Origin of the sequence: Roseovarius sp. (assembly GCF_040219995.1) — a bacterium.
GTDB lineage: Bacteria > Pseudomonadota > Alphaproteobacteria > Rhodobacterales > Rhodobacteraceae > Roseovarius.
Genome location: NZ_JAVJUC010000016.1, coordinates 22,402 through 36,976, shown reverse-complemented (window position 1 = coordinate 36,976; position 14,575 = coordinate 22,402). Strand labels below are relative to the sequence as shown.

19 protein-coding genes are annotated in these 14,575 nt (G+C 63.9%); 7 read left to right on the top strand and 12 right to left on the bottom strand.

The features are described from left to right. The first annotated feature begins 141 nt into the window (after positions 1 to 141). Positions 142 to 726 carry a carboxymuconolactone decarboxylase family protein gene (locus tag RID11_RS09425; RefSeq protein WP_350138112.1) on the top strand — a complete coding sequence of 195 codons (585 nt, stop codon included), beginning with the start codon at positions 142 to 144 and terminating at the stop codon, positions 724 to 726. On the opposite strand, the gene RID11_RS09420 is transcribed toward RID11_RS09425, so the two are convergent. Beyond that, positions 727 to 1,080 carry an ArsR/SmtB family transcription factor gene (locus tag RID11_RS09420; RefSeq protein ID WP_350138110.1) on the bottom strand — a complete coding sequence of 118 codons (354 nt, stop codon included), beginning with the start codon at positions 1,078 to 1,080 and terminating at the stop codon, positions 727 to 729. It lies immediately after the preceding gene. 265 nt (positions 1,081 to 1,345) lie between these two features. Here RID11_RS09420 and RID11_RS09415 point away from each other — a divergent pair, with 265 nt between their 5' ends. Both RID11_RS09415 and clpX read left to right on the top strand, forming a co-directional pair. Then, the gene (locus RID11_RS09415; protein ID WP_350138107.1) at positions 1,346 to 1,978 is read left to right on the top strand and encodes an ATP-dependent Clp protease proteolytic subunit; all 633 of its coding nucleotides are present in this window, start codon (positions 1,346 to 1,348) and stop codon (positions 1,976 to 1,978) included. Positions 1,979 to 2,128: 150 nt separating this feature from the next. After that, complete coding sequence (clpX, locus tag RID11_RS09410) at positions 2,129 to 3,400, top strand: ATP-dependent Clp protease ATP-binding subunit ClpX (RefSeq protein ID WP_350138105.1); 1,272 nt, start codon at positions 2,129 to 2,131, stop codon at positions 3,398 to 3,400. A 156-nt stretch (positions 3,401 to 3,556) separates the two neighbouring features. On the opposite strand, the gene queF is transcribed toward clpX, so the two are convergent. The 5 genes from queF to RID11_RS09385 form a co-directional block, all read right to left on the bottom strand. Then, positions 3,557 to 4,021 (bottom strand): preQ(1) synthase, encoded by a 465-nt coding sequence (queF, locus tag RID11_RS09405; protein ID WP_350138102.1) that lies wholly within the window; start codon positions 4,019 to 4,021, stop codon positions 3,557 to 3,559. Positions 4,022 to 4,034: 13 nt separating this feature from the next. Next, complete coding sequence (gene queE, locus RID11_RS09400; RefSeq protein WP_350138100.1) at positions 4,035 to 4,775, bottom strand: 7-carboxy-7-deazaguanine synthase QueE; 741 nt, start codon at positions 4,773 to 4,775, stop codon at positions 4,035 to 4,037. After that, positions 4,754 to 5,110 carry a 6-pyruvoyl trahydropterin synthase family protein gene (locus RID11_RS09395; protein ID WP_350138097.1) on the bottom strand — a complete coding sequence of 119 codons (357 nt, stop codon included), beginning with the start codon at positions 5,108 to 5,110 and terminating at the stop codon, positions 4,754 to 4,756. The genes queE and RID11_RS09395 overlap by 22 nt, the downstream gene beginning before the upstream one ends. Continuing rightward, complete coding sequence (queC, locus tag RID11_RS09390; protein WP_350138095.1) at positions 5,110 to 5,808, bottom strand: 7-cyano-7-deazaguanine synthase QueC; 699 nt, start codon at positions 5,806 to 5,808, stop codon at positions 5,110 to 5,112. The genes RID11_RS09395 and queC overlap by 1 nt, the downstream gene beginning before the upstream one ends. Positions 5,809 to 5,974: 166 nt before the next feature. Beyond that, positions 5,975 to 7,453 (bottom strand): AMP-binding protein, encoded by a 1,479-nt coding sequence (locus RID11_RS09385; protein WP_350138092.1) that lies wholly within the window; start codon positions 7,451 to 7,453, stop codon positions 5,975 to 5,977. Positions 7,454 to 7,561: 108 nt separating this feature from the next. On the opposite strand from RID11_RS09385, the gene RID11_RS09380 reads away from it, so the two are divergent. The 4 genes from RID11_RS09380 to aat all read left to right on the top strand — a co-directional run bounded on the left by RID11_RS09380 (position 7,562) and on the right by aat (position 10,745). Next, entirely contained in the window at positions 7,562 to 8,104 is a 543-nt protein-coding gene (locus RID11_RS09380) for a LuxR C-terminal-related transcriptional regulator (RefSeq protein ID WP_502949348.1), read from the top strand. A gap of 146 nt (positions 8,105 to 8,250) precedes the next feature. After that, positions 8,251 to 8,739: an acetyl-CoA carboxylase biotin carboxyl carrier protein gene (accB, locus tag RID11_RS09375; protein ID WP_350138088.1), complete on the top strand. Its 489-nt coding sequence runs from the start codon at positions 8,251 to 8,253 to the stop codon at positions 8,737 to 8,739. 12 nt (positions 8,740 to 8,751) lie between these two features. Next, positions 8,752 to 10,101 carry an acetyl-CoA carboxylase biotin carboxylase subunit gene (accC, locus tag RID11_RS09370; RefSeq protein ID WP_350138085.1) on the top strand — a complete coding sequence of 450 codons (1,350 nt, stop codon included), beginning with the start codon at positions 8,752 to 8,754 and terminating at the stop codon, positions 10,099 to 10,101. A 2-nt stretch (positions 10,102 to 10,103) separates the two neighbouring features. Beyond that, positions 10,104 to 10,745, top strand: coding sequence for a leucyl/phenylalanyl-tRNA--protein transferase (aat, locus tag RID11_RS09365; protein ID WP_350138082.1), 642 nt, complete (start codon positions 10,104 to 10,106; stop codon positions 10,743 to 10,745). On the opposite strand, the gene RID11_RS09360 is transcribed toward aat, so the two are convergent. The 6 genes from RID11_RS09360 to RID11_RS09335 all read right to left on the bottom strand — a co-directional run bounded on the left by RID11_RS09360 (position 10,712) and on the right by RID11_RS09335 (position 14,382). Beyond that, entirely contained in the window at positions 10,712 to 11,065 is a 354-nt protein-coding gene (locus tag RID11_RS09360) for a DUF2155 domain-containing protein (protein ID WP_350138080.1), read from the bottom strand. The genes aat and RID11_RS09360 overlap by 34 nt on opposite strands. After that, positions 11,062 to 11,523: an outer membrane lipid asymmetry maintenance protein MlaD gene (gene mlaD / locus RID11_RS09355; RefSeq protein ID WP_350138077.1), complete on the bottom strand. Its 462-nt coding sequence runs from the start codon at positions 11,521 to 11,523 to the stop codon at positions 11,062 to 11,064. Before mlaD ends, RID11_RS09360 begins: the two co-directional genes overlap by 4 nt. 11 nt (positions 11,524 to 11,534) lie before the next feature. Continuing rightward, positions 11,535 to 11,918, bottom strand: coding sequence for an NADH:ubiquinone oxidoreductase subunit NDUFA12 (locus tag RID11_RS09350; protein ID WP_050662847.1), 384 nt, complete (start codon positions 11,916 to 11,918; stop codon positions 11,535 to 11,537). 160 nt (positions 11,919 to 12,078) lie between these two features. Continuing rightward, the gene (locus tag RID11_RS09345) at positions 12,079 to 12,345 is read right to left on the bottom strand and encodes a YMGG-like glycine zipper-containing protein (protein WP_350138074.1); all 267 of its coding nucleotides are present in this window, start codon (positions 12,343 to 12,345) and stop codon (positions 12,079 to 12,081) included. Positions 12,346 to 12,451: 106 nt separating this feature from the next. Next, positions 12,452 to 13,357 carry a DMT family transporter gene (locus tag RID11_RS09340; protein WP_350138072.1) on the bottom strand — a complete coding sequence of 302 codons (906 nt, stop codon included), beginning with the start codon at positions 13,355 to 13,357 and terminating at the stop codon, positions 12,452 to 12,454. Further along, a complete protein-coding gene (locus tag RID11_RS09335) occupies positions 13,354 to 14,382 on the bottom strand; it encodes a DMT family transporter (RefSeq protein WP_350138069.1) in 1,029 nt (342 codons plus the stop codon). The genes RID11_RS09340 and RID11_RS09335 overlap by 4 nt, the downstream gene beginning before the upstream one ends. Positions 14,383 to 14,575: the final 193 nt, after the last annotated feature.

Here is a 14,575-nt window from a genome sequence, read left to right as displayed (position 1 = left end):
GGCCTGTGCGGCAGTGGTGTTGCGCCGCACAGGCCGGTCTGCGCCCGCGCACCGGCCTCACGCTTAGGTGAACGGCGCGGCGGTTTCATCCAACACGGGCGCAGATTACCTTGATCGTGACCGCAAACAAAGGAGGGTCAAATGACTGCTGAATTCAAGGTGGACGCCACCCCCGTGAGTGATGAGACGGCTGATGGTCTGGCCAAGGAGTTGTTGGACGGGGCCCGCGAAAAGCTGGGTTTCGTGCCGAACATGTATCGCGGCATGGCCGTCAATCCGGGCCTGCTAAGCACCTATCTGCACGGTTATTCGCATTTCCGCGAACAGGCCAATTTCACCCCGCCGGAGCAGGAGGTCGTGTTCCTGACCATCTCGCTGGCGAATGGCTGCGACTATTGCACCGCCGCGCATTCGATGCTGGCGATCAATGTCTCGAAGCTGTCGGAAGCGTATACGCAGGCGCTGCGCGACGGTAAATCGCTGAACGATGACAAGCTGGAGGCGTTGCGCCGCTTTACACACCACATGTGGGAGACGCGCGGCCTGCCGACCAAGGCCGAGGCCGAGGCGTTCAAGGCTGCGGGGTATTCGGATATTCACGTGCTGGAGGTCATCCTGGCGATGGCCGTCAAGACGATCAGCAACTATTCCAACCATGTGAACCACACGGATGTGGATGACGCGTTTGCCCCCTATGCGGTGGACAAGACCGTGAAAGCCGCCTGATCAGGCGTCGCGCCCCTGCGCGTCGGGGGCGCAAAACAGGTCATAGACGACTTCGAGCACGCGGCGCGGGCGTTCGTCGGCAAGGCTGTAATAGATGGCCTTGCCCTCGCGCCGGGTGCTCACCAGCCCTTCCAGGCGCAGGCGGGACAGCTGTTGCGAAACGGCCGCCTGCCGGGCCGACAGCAATTCCTCCAATTCGGTCACAGATTTTTCACCGGAGACCAGATGACACAGAATCATCAGCCGCCCCTCATGGCTGATCGCCTTGAGGAAATTGGCCGCTGTGGTCGCATTTTCGACCATGCGGTCCATTTCTTCCGGGGAGATCTGGTCATCGAGAACGGGCAGGGGCATGACGTGTGCATCCATTGAGGGCGTTGGAGTGGTATTTAGGGCGTTTTTCCGCATTCTGCAAAACATGTGCGGACCTCTGCGCGAAAAAGTGAGCGGCTGTGGCGGGGAAAGCGACCGATGGGCTGTGGCGTGCCACAAATTAAAGCGACGCCCTTGCAGCCCCTTGGGCGCGACACTAAGACTCCTTTAGCAACTGACCGGCTACGGTCGGCAAATCCCATCTACCCGGGCAGGCAGGCCCGGGCAAAACAGCAGGCGGGCCCCGATGAACGACCCTATGGAAACCTACATGAACACCCTCGTGCCGATGGTCGTCGAGCAGACCAGCCGGGGGGAACGCGCCTATGACATTTTCTCGCGCCTTCTCAAGGAGCGGATCATCTTTCTGAGCGGCCCGGTGCATGACGGCATGTCGAGCCTGATCGTGGCGCAGTTGTTGCATCTGGAGGCGGAGAACCCGTCGAAGGAGATCAGCATGTATATCAACAGCCCCGGCGGTGTGGTGACGAGCGGTCTGTCGATCTACGATACGATGCAATACATCAAGCCCAAGGTCAGCACGCTCGTCGTGGGGCAGGCGGCGAGCATGGGCTCGCTCTTGCTGACTGCGGGCGCGCCGGGCATGCGGTTCTCGCTGCCGAACAGCCGGGTGATGGTGCATCAGCCTTCGGGCGGCTATCAGGGGCAGGCGACGGATATCATGATCCACGCCAAGGAGACCCAGAAGCTCAAGGACCGGCTGAACGAGATCTACGTCAAGCATACCGGCCAGACCATGAAGAAGGTGGTGGATGCGCTGGAGCGTGACAATTTCATGTCGCCGGAGGAGGCCAAGGACTGGGGCCTGATTGACGAAATCGTCGAGAGCCGCGCCACGGGCGACGACGAGGAAAAATAAGGCGATCACGGCATCCGGACCGGGGTGCCGTGATTTTCGGATTGTGGTGCTTTTCCGCCTGTCTTAAGCTGGTGGGAGACATGAAAGACAGAGCAAAGGCCCTGACCGGGCCGCATGACGCATAGCGGCGCAGGGTCTGAAAGGTACGTGATGGCAACGAATTCCGGCGGCGACAGCAAAAACACGCTTTATTGCAGCTTTTGCGGCAAGAGCCAGCACGAGGTGCGCAAGCTCATCGCCGGGCCGACTGTATTCATCTGCGATGAATGCGTTGAGCTTTGCATGGACATCATCCGCGAGGAAACCAAGAGCGCGGGGCTGAAATCGAGCGAGGGCGTACCGACACCGCATGACATCTGTCAGGTGCTTGATGACTATGTGATCGGGCAGGCGATGGCCAAGCGGGTGCTGTCGGTCGCGGTGCATAACCACTACAAGCGTCTCAACAATTCCGGCAAGAGCGATATCGAGCTGTCGAAGTCGAATATCCTGCTGATCGGTCCTACCGGCTGTGGCAAGACGCTGCTGGCGCAGACGCTGGCGCGCATCCTCGACGTGCCCTTCACCATGGCAGATGCGACCACCCTGACCGAGGCGGGCTATGTGGGCGAGGATGTGGAGAACATCATTCTCAAGCTGTTGCAGTCCTCCGAGTACAATGTCGAGCGCGCGCAGCGCGGCATCGTTTATATCGACGAGGTCGACAAGATCACCCGCAAGAGTGAGAATCCGTCGATCACCCGCGACGTGTCGGGCGAGGGGGTGCAGCAGGCTCTGCTCAAGCTTATGGAGGGCACCGTCGCCGCGGTGCCACCGCAGGGCGGCCGCAAGCATCCGCAGCAGGAATTCCTGCAGGTGGACACCACCAATATCCTGTTCATCTGCGGCGGGGCCTTCGCCGGGCTCGACAAGATCATTGCGCAGCGTGGCAAGGGTAGCGCCATGGGCTTTGGTGCCGACGTGCGCGGGAATGACGAGCGTGGTGTCGGTGAAATCTTTACTGATCTGGAGCCGGAAGACCTGCTCAAGTTCGGTCTGATTCCGGAGTTTGTCGGGCGTCTGCCGGTTCTGGCGACGCTGGAGGATCTCGACGAGGATGCGCTGGTGACGATCCTGACGCAGCCGAAGAACGCGCTGGTGAAGCAGTATCAGCGTTTGTTCGAACTTGAGGGGGCTCAGCTCAGCTTTACCGATGATGCGCTGACCGCGATCGCGAAACGAGCGATTGCGCGCAAGACCGGTGCGCGGGGCCTGCGCTCGATCCTCGAGGATATCCTGCTCGACACGATGTTCGATCTGCCGAGTCTAGAGAATGTTGAAGAGGTGGTCGTCAACGAGGAGGCGGTGAACTCGGACGCGGCACCGCTGATCATCTACGCGGACACCAAGGGCAAGAAGAAAGAGGGCGCGAGCGCGGGGTAAAGCGTGGCACCGCCCAGTCTGAATGAGGCCCGCGTGTCATGCGCGGGCCTTTTTTGTGGGCAGTTGCCTTGGGTTTGACCTGTTGCGACAGTTGGCCTGAGCCGCGTATCGCGCAAGTGTGTCAATCCATCTCCGCCCCAGGCCGGAAGTCCGCCCTTATCCCCGCCCGCGATAGGGCGGCACGCCTTGATCGGGGATCCAGACGCCCTCGGGCATCGCCCCGGTCTGCCAGAACACGTCGATCGGGATGCCACCGCGCGGATACCAGTAGCCACCGATGCGCAACCATCGGGGCTCGAGGAACTCGGCCAGACGCCGGGCAATGGTGAGCGTGCAATCCTCGTGGAAGGCGCCGTGATTGCGGAACGAGGTGAGGTAGAGCTTGAGCGATTTGCTCTCCACCAGCCAGTCGCCTGGCACATAGTCGATCACCAGATGGGCGAAATCGGGCTGGCCGGTCATCGGGCAGAGCGAGGTGAATTCCGGCGCGGTGAAGCGCACGTTATAGGTGACATCGGCCTGCGGATTGGGAACCCGCTCAAGCTCGGCCTCTTCGGGGTGTTGCGGCACCTGTGTGCTGCCGCCCAGCTGCTTGAGGTCTTTGTAGATATCGTCGCTCATCGTCCTGTCTCCTTCAAACCCCGCGCTTGTTGCCCCAGAGCATGACATGCAATTGCGGCAGCACCTTCGCCGCGAACCATCCGTCAGCCACCACGCGATCCACCAGCCAGCGCATGCGGGCATCTATGCCGTCTTGATCCACGACCGCGCTGTCATCCTCGGGTGGCGGCGGGGTGTGGTTGCCCGGTTGCAGATAGAGCTGCAGCGCCGGGTAGCGTGCTGCCACGTCACGGGCCCAGAGGTAATCAGTCTCGTCGAAAATCACGATCTTGAGCACGGTCGGCGCGTTTTGCGCGGCGGTCAGACAGTCCTCGAACACGGCCCAATCGACGGTCATGCCCGACGACGGCGGCTTGGGGCTGAGCACCAGCATGTCGAGCGCCGCGAACCAGTCCCGCGCGACAGAGCCCTGTGTTTCCATCGCGAAGCGATAGCCCTTTGCCTTGCCCATCTCGATGACTGGCCCAAGCGGCTGTATCGCCGGATTGCCACCCGAGAGCGTGACCATCAGGGGCCGGTCGCCCGAGAGGCGCGCCACGTCTGCCATCACCTCGCCGGGTGGCATCGGTGCCCATGTGGCGCGATACTCCGCATCGACCGCATGCAGGCTGTCGCACCACGAGCAGCGGTAATCGCAACCGCCGGTGCGCACGAAGACCGTCGGCTCGCCGATCAGCGCGCCCTCGCCCTGAATGGTGGGGCCGAAGATCTCGGAGATGCGGATCGCCTCGCTCACGGTCGGTATTCCGCCCATGTCTTGGGCGTCTCGCTGACCTTGACCGCCGTCACTTCGGGCCAGCGGGCGTGGCACCAGTCGAAGAAATGTTTTGCCATGCGCTCGGCAGTCACGCAGTCGTCGCCCAGCACGTCATTCAGATGCCGGTGGTCCACTTCATCGTCGATATAGCGCTTCAACTCGGCCAGATCGAGATAGTCGCGCACGAAGCCATGCGGGTTGAGATCGGCGGCGGTGAGTTCGACCACGACGATGTAATTATGCCCGTGCAGCCGGGCGCATTGATGCTCCGGCGGCAGGCCATGCAATTGATGCGAGGCGGAGAAATGGAATTCCTTGGTGATCCGGTACATCATGCGCCTCCTTTGGCGATGGCGGCCCGCCAGTAGTCGGGATCGGCGTAGTCGGTTGGATCATCAATCCCCGCCAGATGAAACGCCTCGCGCCGCTCCACGCAGGTGCCGCAGCGCCCGCATTGCCGGTCACCGCCCTTGTAGCAAGACCACGTCTCGGCAAAGGGCGTGCCGTGGCGTGCGCCGTCGGCAACGATATCGGCCTTGGAGCCGTGCAGGTAGGGGGTGTAGAGGGTGATGTCGGCATAGCCTTCGAGTGCGGCATCCTGCATCGTCTGGAACGCGTCGATGAAGCCGGGGCGGCAGTCAGGGTATATGAAGTGATCGCCGCCATGCACGGCGGTGGCGACCGCGTCGGCCTTTTCCGCCGCGGCCATGCCGAAGGCGATGGTCAGCATGATGGCGTTGCGGTTTGGCACGATGGTGATCTTCATCGTGTCCTCGGCGTAATGGCCGTCGGGCACGTCCACGTCATCCGTCAGCGCCGAGCCCGAGAGCGCGGCCCCGATCTGGCGGATATCCACCACCCGGTGCGGCACGGACAAGCGGCGCGCACAGGCGGCGGCGAATTCCACCTCCTTGACGTGGCGCTGTCCGTAATCGAAGCTCACCAGCCCCGCGAGCTCATGCTCGGCGGCGGTCTTGTGGGCGAGCGACACGGAATCGAGCCCGCCCGAGCAGATAACGATCGTCTTCATGCTGTCATCCTTGTTTTTTAAAGCGGGTAGGCTGCGACCGCTTGACGCCGGGCATCTAACGCCTTTGGGCGGCGAGAACAAGTGCGGATCGGTGGGCAAGGCCCTTGCAAGGCGCGTGGCAAGGCGTTTGGAAACGCCTTGCAATCGTTTTGCAAAACGATTGCGGTCAGGCGTCGAGGTGGGCGCGCAGATCGGTCTTGAGCACCTTGCCGTAATTGTTCTTGGGCAGGCTGTCGGCGGCTATATAGCGTTTCGGGCGTTTGAACCGGGCGATATGAGCGCGGCAATGGGCGTCGAGGGCGGCCTCGTCGAGCGGGCCGTCGCAGACCACGAAGGCCACCACCACCTCGCCCCACTCCGGGTCAGGCGCGCCGACCACGGCCACTTCGATGACCGAGGGGTGGGTGAGCAGCACTTCCTCGACCTCACGCGGATAGATGTTGGAGCCGCCCGAGATGATCATATCCTTGGAGCGGTCCTGCAGCGTGACATAGCCCTGCGCGTCCATCCGGCCCAGATCGCCGGTCCAGAGCCAGCCGCCGCGCAGCGCGGCCTCGCTGGCGGCGTCGTTCTGCCAATAGCCCGGCATCACCGCATCGCCGCGCACGAGTACTTCGCCGATCGTTCCCGGGGGCAGTACCGCGCCGGTCTCATCGGCGATTTGTACCTCGACCACGGACTGCGCGCGGCCCACGGACGCGAGGCGCGCGCGCCAGTCCGGGTGGCTGCGGTCGGCCACATCGGCGCGCGGCAGGGCCGTGATCGCCATCGGGCATTCGCCCTGCCCGTAGATCTGCAGAAAGACCGGGCCGAAGGTCTCGACCGCCGCGATGATATCCGCCAGGTACATCGGCCCGCCCGCATAGACCACGCTGCGCAGCCCGGTGCCGGGCGCGCCGGTGGCGCGGGCATGGGCGGTCAGGCGCTTGACCATGGTGGGCGCGGCGAACATGTGCAGCCGGTCGTGATGCTGCGCCAGATCGAGGATTTCGCCCGGCTCGAACCCGCCCGAGGCCGGGCAGACATGGCGCGCGCCGCGCAGCACATGGACCATCGCGTAAAGCCCCGCACCGTGGCTCATCGGGGCGGCGTAGAGCGTGGCGTTCTCGGCGCTGACCTCGTCCACATCGGCCAGATAGCTGAGCGACATGGCGATCAGCATGCGGTGGGTGATGCGCACGCCCTTGGGGCGCCCGGTGGTGCCGGAGGTGTAGAAGAGCCACGCCAGATCGTCGGGCGCGCGGTCGGTGAGGCGTGCCACGGCGGGGCCGCGCGACACGGGCTGCGCCGCGACGCCCTGCGCGGCAAGGGCCGCCTGCCCGGTGCTGTCGGCGAGGGTCAGGCGCGCAACGGCATTGTCGATGATCCAGGCGGCCTCTGCGCCGTGCAGCTTGGCGTTGATCGGCACGGCGGCGGCCCCGGCATACCAGATGCCATAGAGCGCCAGCAGATAGTCGGGCGCGTTGCCCATGAAGAGCGCGACCCGGTCGCCCGGCTTGACGCCTTGTTCCACGAGTGCGCCCGCGACCTCGCGCGCGGAGTGATCGAAACCTGCGTAATCCATCACCTGATCGCGGCCCAGAAAGAGCGCCGCGCGGTCGGGCATGGCCTGTGCGGTGCGTTCGAGCCAGATACCGATATTCATTGGCGGTCCTCCCGACGCGCAGAAAAGCACCTGTGGGCCCGGCGCACAATTCCGTATATCTACGCAAAGCGCTTGGCGCGGCGCGGGCGGCGCGGCATAAGGTCGGGCATGGAGATCGCACACCTCGCCTTTGATCATGCGCCCGTGGGGCTGGCGCTGCTGGAGCATCGCATCATCCGGGCCTGCAATCTGCACTTCGCCGCCATCTTCGGCGACACCCCCGCCGATTACACCGATATTCCGCTGGCGCGCTATTACCCTTCGATCGAGGATTATCGCCGCATCGGGGCCGACGCGCTGGCGGTGATGCGCAAGACCGGGCGGTATTCGGACGAGCGGGTGATGAAGCGACGGGACGGCACGCTGTTCTGGTGCCGGGTGCGCGGGCAGTCGCTGACCCCCGAGGCCCCGTTTCAGCGCGGCATCTGGTCGTTTTCCGATCTCTCGGAGGAGCGCCCGCTGGTGGCATTGACACAGCGTGAGCGCGAGGTGGCGATCCTGACCTGCCGGGGGCTGACCTCCAAGGAAATCGGGCTGGAACTGGGGCTGAGCTACCGCACCGTCGAGGTCTATCGCGCGCGCCTGCTGGAGAAATTCCACGCCCGCAAGCTCGCGGAACTGGTGGCGAAACTGTCGGGCATGCCGCTCTGAGCCGCGCCACCCTCGCAAATTTGCCCGCCAAACCCCAAGTTGCAGGGCAATGGCCGCTTTTCTCAGGCTTTGGCTTGCCCTATAAGCGGCGAAAACAAACGCCATGGGCCCGTGCGCGGGCATCATCGCTGTGGTCGAGGAATCCAATGTCGAACAAATCTCATGAATCGGACGTGGCCTTCATCAAGGCACTTGCGGAACTCTTGAACGAGAACGATCTGACGGAGCTGTCGGTCAAGCGCGAATACGGCGAAGACGACACCCTCAACGTGCGGGTGAGCCGACGCGGTGAGACCGTGACCACGCAGATGAGCGCAGCCCCGGCCCCCGCCTATGCCGCGCCCGCAGCCGCCCCTGCTGCCGCCGCGCCCTCCGAGCCCGCCGAGGACCCCGCCAGCCACCCCGGTGCCGTGACCTCACCGATGGTGGGCACCGTCTACATGCAGGCCGAGCCGGGCGCGCCGTCCTTTGTCAGCGTCGGCCAGCAGGTGGCCGAGGGCGATACGCTGCTGATCATCGAGGCGATGAAGACGATGAACCACATTCCCGCGCCGCGCGCCGGGACCGTCATGCGCATCCTGATCGAGGACGGCGCGGCGGTGGAATATGGCGCGCCGCTGATGATCATCGAATAAGGGCGCGGGCGCATGTTCGACAAAATCCTGATCGCCAACCGGGGCGAGATCGCCCTTCGCGTCATCCGCGCCGCGCGCGAGATGGGGATCGCGACGGTGGCGGTGCATTCCACCGCCGACGCGGATGCAATGCATGTGCGCATGGCTGATGAGTCGGTCTGTATCGGCCCGCCCTCGTCGTCCGAGAGCTACCTGTCGATCCCGGCGATCATCGCCGCTTGCGAGGTGACCGGCGCGCAGGCGATTCATCCCGGCTATGGCTTTCTAAGCGAGAACGCCAATTTCGTGCAGATCGTCGAGGATCATGACCTGACATTTATCGGCCCCTCGGCCGAGCATATCCGCATCATGGGCGACAAGATCACCGCCAAGGACACGATGAAGGCGCTTGGCGTGCCTTGTGTGCCCGGATCGGAGGGCGGCATCGCCGATGTGGCCGCCGCCAAGGCGCTTTGCGCCGAGATCGGCTTTCCGGTGATCGTCAAGGCCACGGCGGGCGGCGGCGGGCGCGGCATGAAGGTGGCGCGCAACGCCGATGAGCTTGAGCGCGCGTTCCTGACCGCGCGGTCCGAGGCCAAGGCGGCCTTTGGCAATGACGAGGTCTATATCGAGAAGTACCTGACCACGCCGCGCCATATCGAGATCCAGGTCTTTGGCGACGGCAAGGGCCGCGCGGTGCATCTGGGCGAGCGCGACTGCTCGCTCCAGCGTCGTCACCAGAAGGTGCTGGAAGAGGCGCCCGGCCCCTGCATCACCGAGGAAGAACGTGCGCGGATCGGCAAGATCTGTGCTGATGCCTGTGCCAATATCAATTATCGCGGCGCAGGCACCATCGAGTTTCTCTACGAGAACGGCGAGTTCTTCTTTATCGAGATGAACACCCGTTTGCAGGTGGAGCATCCCGTCACCGAGGCGATTTTCGGCGTCGATCTGGTGCAGGAGCAGATCCGCGTGGCCGAGGGGCTTCCGATGTCCTTCACCCAAGAGGATCTGCTGATCAACGGTCATGCCATCGAGGTGCGCATCACCGCCGAGAAACTGCCCGATTTCGCGCCGCGCCCCGGCACGATCACGCAGTTTCACGCGCCGGGCGGTCTGGGCGTGCGGATGGACAGCGCGCTTTATGACGGCTACAAGATCCCGCCCTATTACGACAGCCTGATCGCCAAGCTGATCGTCCACGGCAAGGACCGGCCAAGCGCGCTGAACCGTCTGGCGCGGGCGCTTGGGGAGCTCATCGTAGATGGGGTCGATACCACCGTGCCGCTCTTTCATGCGCTGTTGCAGGAAGAGGACATCCAGACCGGCAATTACAACATCCACTGGCTGGAACACTGGCTGGAAACCAACCTGCAAGCCTGACCATGTCACAGGTCCTGACCCCCGCGCTGTTGCTTCAGGCCTATGCGGCGGGGGTCTTTCCGATGGCCGAGCATCGCGACGACCCCGAGGTGTTCTGGGTCGATCCGCATATGCGCGGGATACTGCCGCTCGACGGGTTTCACATTTCGCGCAGTCTGGCGCGGCGGATGCGGCGGGGCGGCTATGAGGCGACGCTCGACGCGGATTTCGAGGGGGTGCTGCGCGGCTGTGCCGATCGCGATGATACTTGGATCAGCGCGCCTATTCATGCGGCCTATATGGCGCTGCACCGGTCGGGGCAGGCGCATTCGCTGGAAGTCTGGCAGGAGGGCGTGCTGATGGGTGGGGTCTATGGCGTGGCGCTTGGTGGCGCGTTTTTTGGTGAGAGCATGTTCTCGCGCTGCACGGATGCCTCGAAACTGGCACTGGCGCATCTGACGGACCACCTGTGGCGCTGCGGGTTCATCCTGTTCGATACGCAGTTCATCACGCCGCATCTGGTACGGCTCGGTGCGGTCGAAATTCCGCGTGCGGAGTATCGCGGGTTATTGCGGCAGGCGCTTGGACTGGACGTGCATATCCATGCAGAACCGTTTTCAAGTGACCCGGCTCAGATCTTGCAGCGCAGGACCCAGATGTCGTAGCGGGCGTGTTCCAGCGGGTTGAGCGCAGGCGAGGAGGCCAGCATCCAGCCTGAGAAGATCTCGCGATTGCGTTCGGTCTCGCGAATCGTGAGAAACGCATAGGCATCGCCGTCGGGATTTTCCACCGGGTAGCGGCATTCAGCCAACTCCACGGTGAGACTGCCGAATTCGGTCGCTGAGTCGTTGTTCAGGTCGAGGTCGCTGGCCTGTCCGTTGACCTTGTCGAGACCGCGCAGGATCGCCCCCTGACCCTGCACCGCCGCCTCTTGTGCAGAGCTGGCAGAGGCAAGCGTGATCGCGACGGCCAGGGCACGGATCATTGCGTTGCCCCATCCTCGCTGCTGCCCGAGACGAATTTCATCAGGAGCGATACCAGACTGACCGACCCTTGGGTGAATTCGATCTCGTCGCCGGGTTCGAAAAAGAACGGCGAGCCGCCGGGCATGATCTCGACGTAGTTGCCGCCCAAGAGCCCCTCGGAGGAAATCGCAACCGCGCTGTCATCGGGCACCTCGATGCCTTCCTGCACGGTAAAGATGGCCTTGGCGCGATAGGTTCCGGGGTCGAGCGTGATGTTCGACACGCGCCCCACTTTGACGCCTGCGAGGCGCACATCGGTGCCGATGCTGACACCGTCGGCACTGCGGAAACTGGCATTGAGCGTGTATTCGTCACCCGCCCGTGTCATGCCGGTGGTCTTGCCTGCATAGACGAGAAATCCGATGGCCACGGCCAGGACGATCCCGCCAACCAGAACTTCGGTTTTGCTTTCGGACATGAGAGCCGCCTTTATTCCGGGGTCCAGGCTTCGTAATCGCGCCGTTCGACCGGTTCGGGACGGCGGATTGAGCCCGCGGGCGCATAGGCCAGCGGTGTGCCGGTCAGGTTCTCGCTATGCGGTTTTTCCCACGACTTGTGTTTGAGCGGGCGCTCGGTCGGGGGTTCCTTGTAGGTGTGGTGCAGCCAGCCGTGCCAGTCGGGATCAACGCGGCTCGCCTCGGCCTCGCCGTTGAAGATCACCCAGCGACGCTTGCCGTCATGGGTGCGATAAAAGGTGTTGCCCTGCGCGTCCTCACCCACCTTCACGCCCTTGCGCCAGGTATAGAACTGCGTGTTGAGCGTCTGCCCGTGCCACCATGTCACGGCGCGCAAAAGCGTGTTGAGAATACCCATCAGACCCTCCGGCGTTATCCTCACCCGATATGGCGGATTTGGCGGCAAAGGTCCAGTGCTGCATTGCCCCGCTATACCGGGGCAGTGTGGATGGGCGCGGGACGCGAATGTTGACGTAAGCCGGGCATCGCGCGCATGCGCCACCCCGAACCGGACCCGATCAGCAAGGCACCGTCCGATAGGTGCCGTCGCCGTTGGAATAGGCGCATTGGTTGGTGCGGGTGTTGCGCGCGATCAGCGTGCCGGCGGCAGCCCCTGCGAGGGTCGAGAGCACGGTCCAGCCGGCATTGGCGTCGAACACCGCCGCCCCGATCAGCCCCGCGCCTGCACCAAGTGCGGCACCGGTGACTTCGCGATTGTCCGTGGTGTCAATACAGCCAGCAAGGGTCAGGCTGGCGATGCTGGCGAAGATCAGGCTGCGTTTCATGATGGGCTCCTTTCCGTGGTTGCGCGTCATGTATGATGACGCAGGATAGGACGATTTATTCCCGAGGAAAAATGCGCCTCGGCAGGGGATTGCCGAGTGCGAGCGGTCAGACCATCGGCGGCGGCGGTCTGCGCCGTGCGCCTGAGAGTGCGTTGCCCGCGATGGCCGTCAGCAACACCGCGCCGCCGATCAGCGTGTTCGGCGTCGCGGTTTCGCCCAGTACCAGCCAGACCCAGACCGGGCCGAGCACCACCTCGGCCAATGACAGCAGCGTCAATTCGGCGGCGGGCACGGTTTTCGAGCCGATGGTGTAGAGGATGAGGCCCGCGCCGACCTGAAACACCCCCATGCCCAGGGAAATCCCGGTATCATTGGGCGAGAGCGCGAAGCCGAGCCCGAGTGCCGCGCAAATCGATCCCATGATGACAATCGCGAAAAGACCCGAGAGAAACACCGCCGGCATCATCTCGGTGGCCTTGCCCCAGCGTAGCGTGATGGTGAAGCTGGCAAAGCCAAGGGCCGAGCCGATGGCGGCGAGATTGCCCTTGAGCGCCGCGCCCGAGGATTTGTCCCAGACCATGATCGCGATGCCGATGCTGGCCACGGCGATGGCGACCCATGTGGCGGGCCGGACGCTTTCGCGCAGGATCAGGCGGCCGAGGATGGCGGCCATCAGCGGGGCCGAGGCAAAGAGCATCATCGCGTTGGCCACGGAGGTGGTCTGGACCGAATAGATGCCGCCTGTATAGGCCGCGACCAGCGACAGCCCGCCGATCACGCCCGGCCAGCCCATGCTCAGAGCAAGGGTGATCGGGTTCCTGCCGGTGCGCAGGCGGATCACGATGAAGAGCAGCAGGCTCATCGAGATCGAGCGGTAGAAGAGGATCTGCCAGACTTGCGCCTCGTCGATCAGGCGGATGCCGAGGCCCACGGTGGACCACAGCACGCCTGCGAAGAATACCAGCGCATAGCCGCGCAGGTCGCGCTCGGGCAGGGAGACGGCGAGGGTCACTTGAGGGCCTCATCCTCGGGGACCTGCGCGGGCAGCGGGCTGCCGGGGACAAAGATTGCCTCGGCGGTGTAGGGCGTGTCGTCGCTGCGGCGCGCCGCGCGCAACTCGCGCCAGCCGAGATAGAGCCCTGACCCGATAATCAGCGTCATGCCCGCCAGCGTGCTGAGCGCCGGGCGTTCATCCCAGAGCAGATAGGCCAGCACGGCGGCGAAGGGCAGGTAGGTATAGTCGAAAGGGGCGATCAGCGAGGCATTGGCGATCTGATAGGCGCGCGACAACAGCATGTAGCCCGCCATGCCAACCAGCCCCAACAGCGCCAGTTGCGGCAGCGCGTCCGCGCTGGCCACCGACATGTCCCACCGCAGGTGATGCGTCTCGGGGCCGAGGGGGATCAGATGCGACACGGCCCAGCCCATCGGCAGGATCATCAGCCCGGCAAAGCTGAGCGTGTAGAGCCCGACCGTGAGCGTGCTTTCCCGCTCGCCGATGCGGCGCGCGATGATCTGCGACAGCGCGTAGGTGACCGCGCAGAAAAACGGCAGGATCGCGACCCATGAGAAGTTTTCGCCCGCAGGGTTCATTGCGATGAGCACGCCGACAAAGCCTACCACCAGCGCCGCCGTCCGGTGCAGGCCGATGGTTTCCCCCAGAAAGAGCGCCGCGAATAGCGCGGTGATCAGCGGGGCCGAGAAGAAGATGGTCGAGACCTCGGCCAGCCCCATGAACGGAAAGGCCGCATAGAACATCGAGAAGCCCGAGGCAAAGAGGAAGGCGCGCGCCATGTGCAGTGGCCAGAGCGGGGTCAGTAGCCGGTGCGGCCCGCCGAGCCAGAGGATCAGCGGCGTCAGCACCAGCACCGTCACCACGGAACGCACGAAGATCAGCATCCAGACCGGGTAGATGGCAAGCAGCGATTTCATCATCGCATCCTGCCCGACAAAGAGAAGCATGCCGATCTCGACACAGAGAATGCCCTGAAGCGCACGGGACGGCACCGGGGCGGGATGCGCGGACAACATCGCCATAAGCGGTCTTTCACAGGTCTGTCGGGGGTGGGCGCGGTGGCCACTGTGTTCCGGCTACAGGAGCCGATTGCGACTTTCATGTCCGATAGCGACAAAAGGACGAAAAACCCCGCAGGCGGGGGCCATATACACGTCATCGCCCGGCTTGACCGGGCGATCTGATGTTGTGAGAGATCCTCGGATCAAGTCCGAG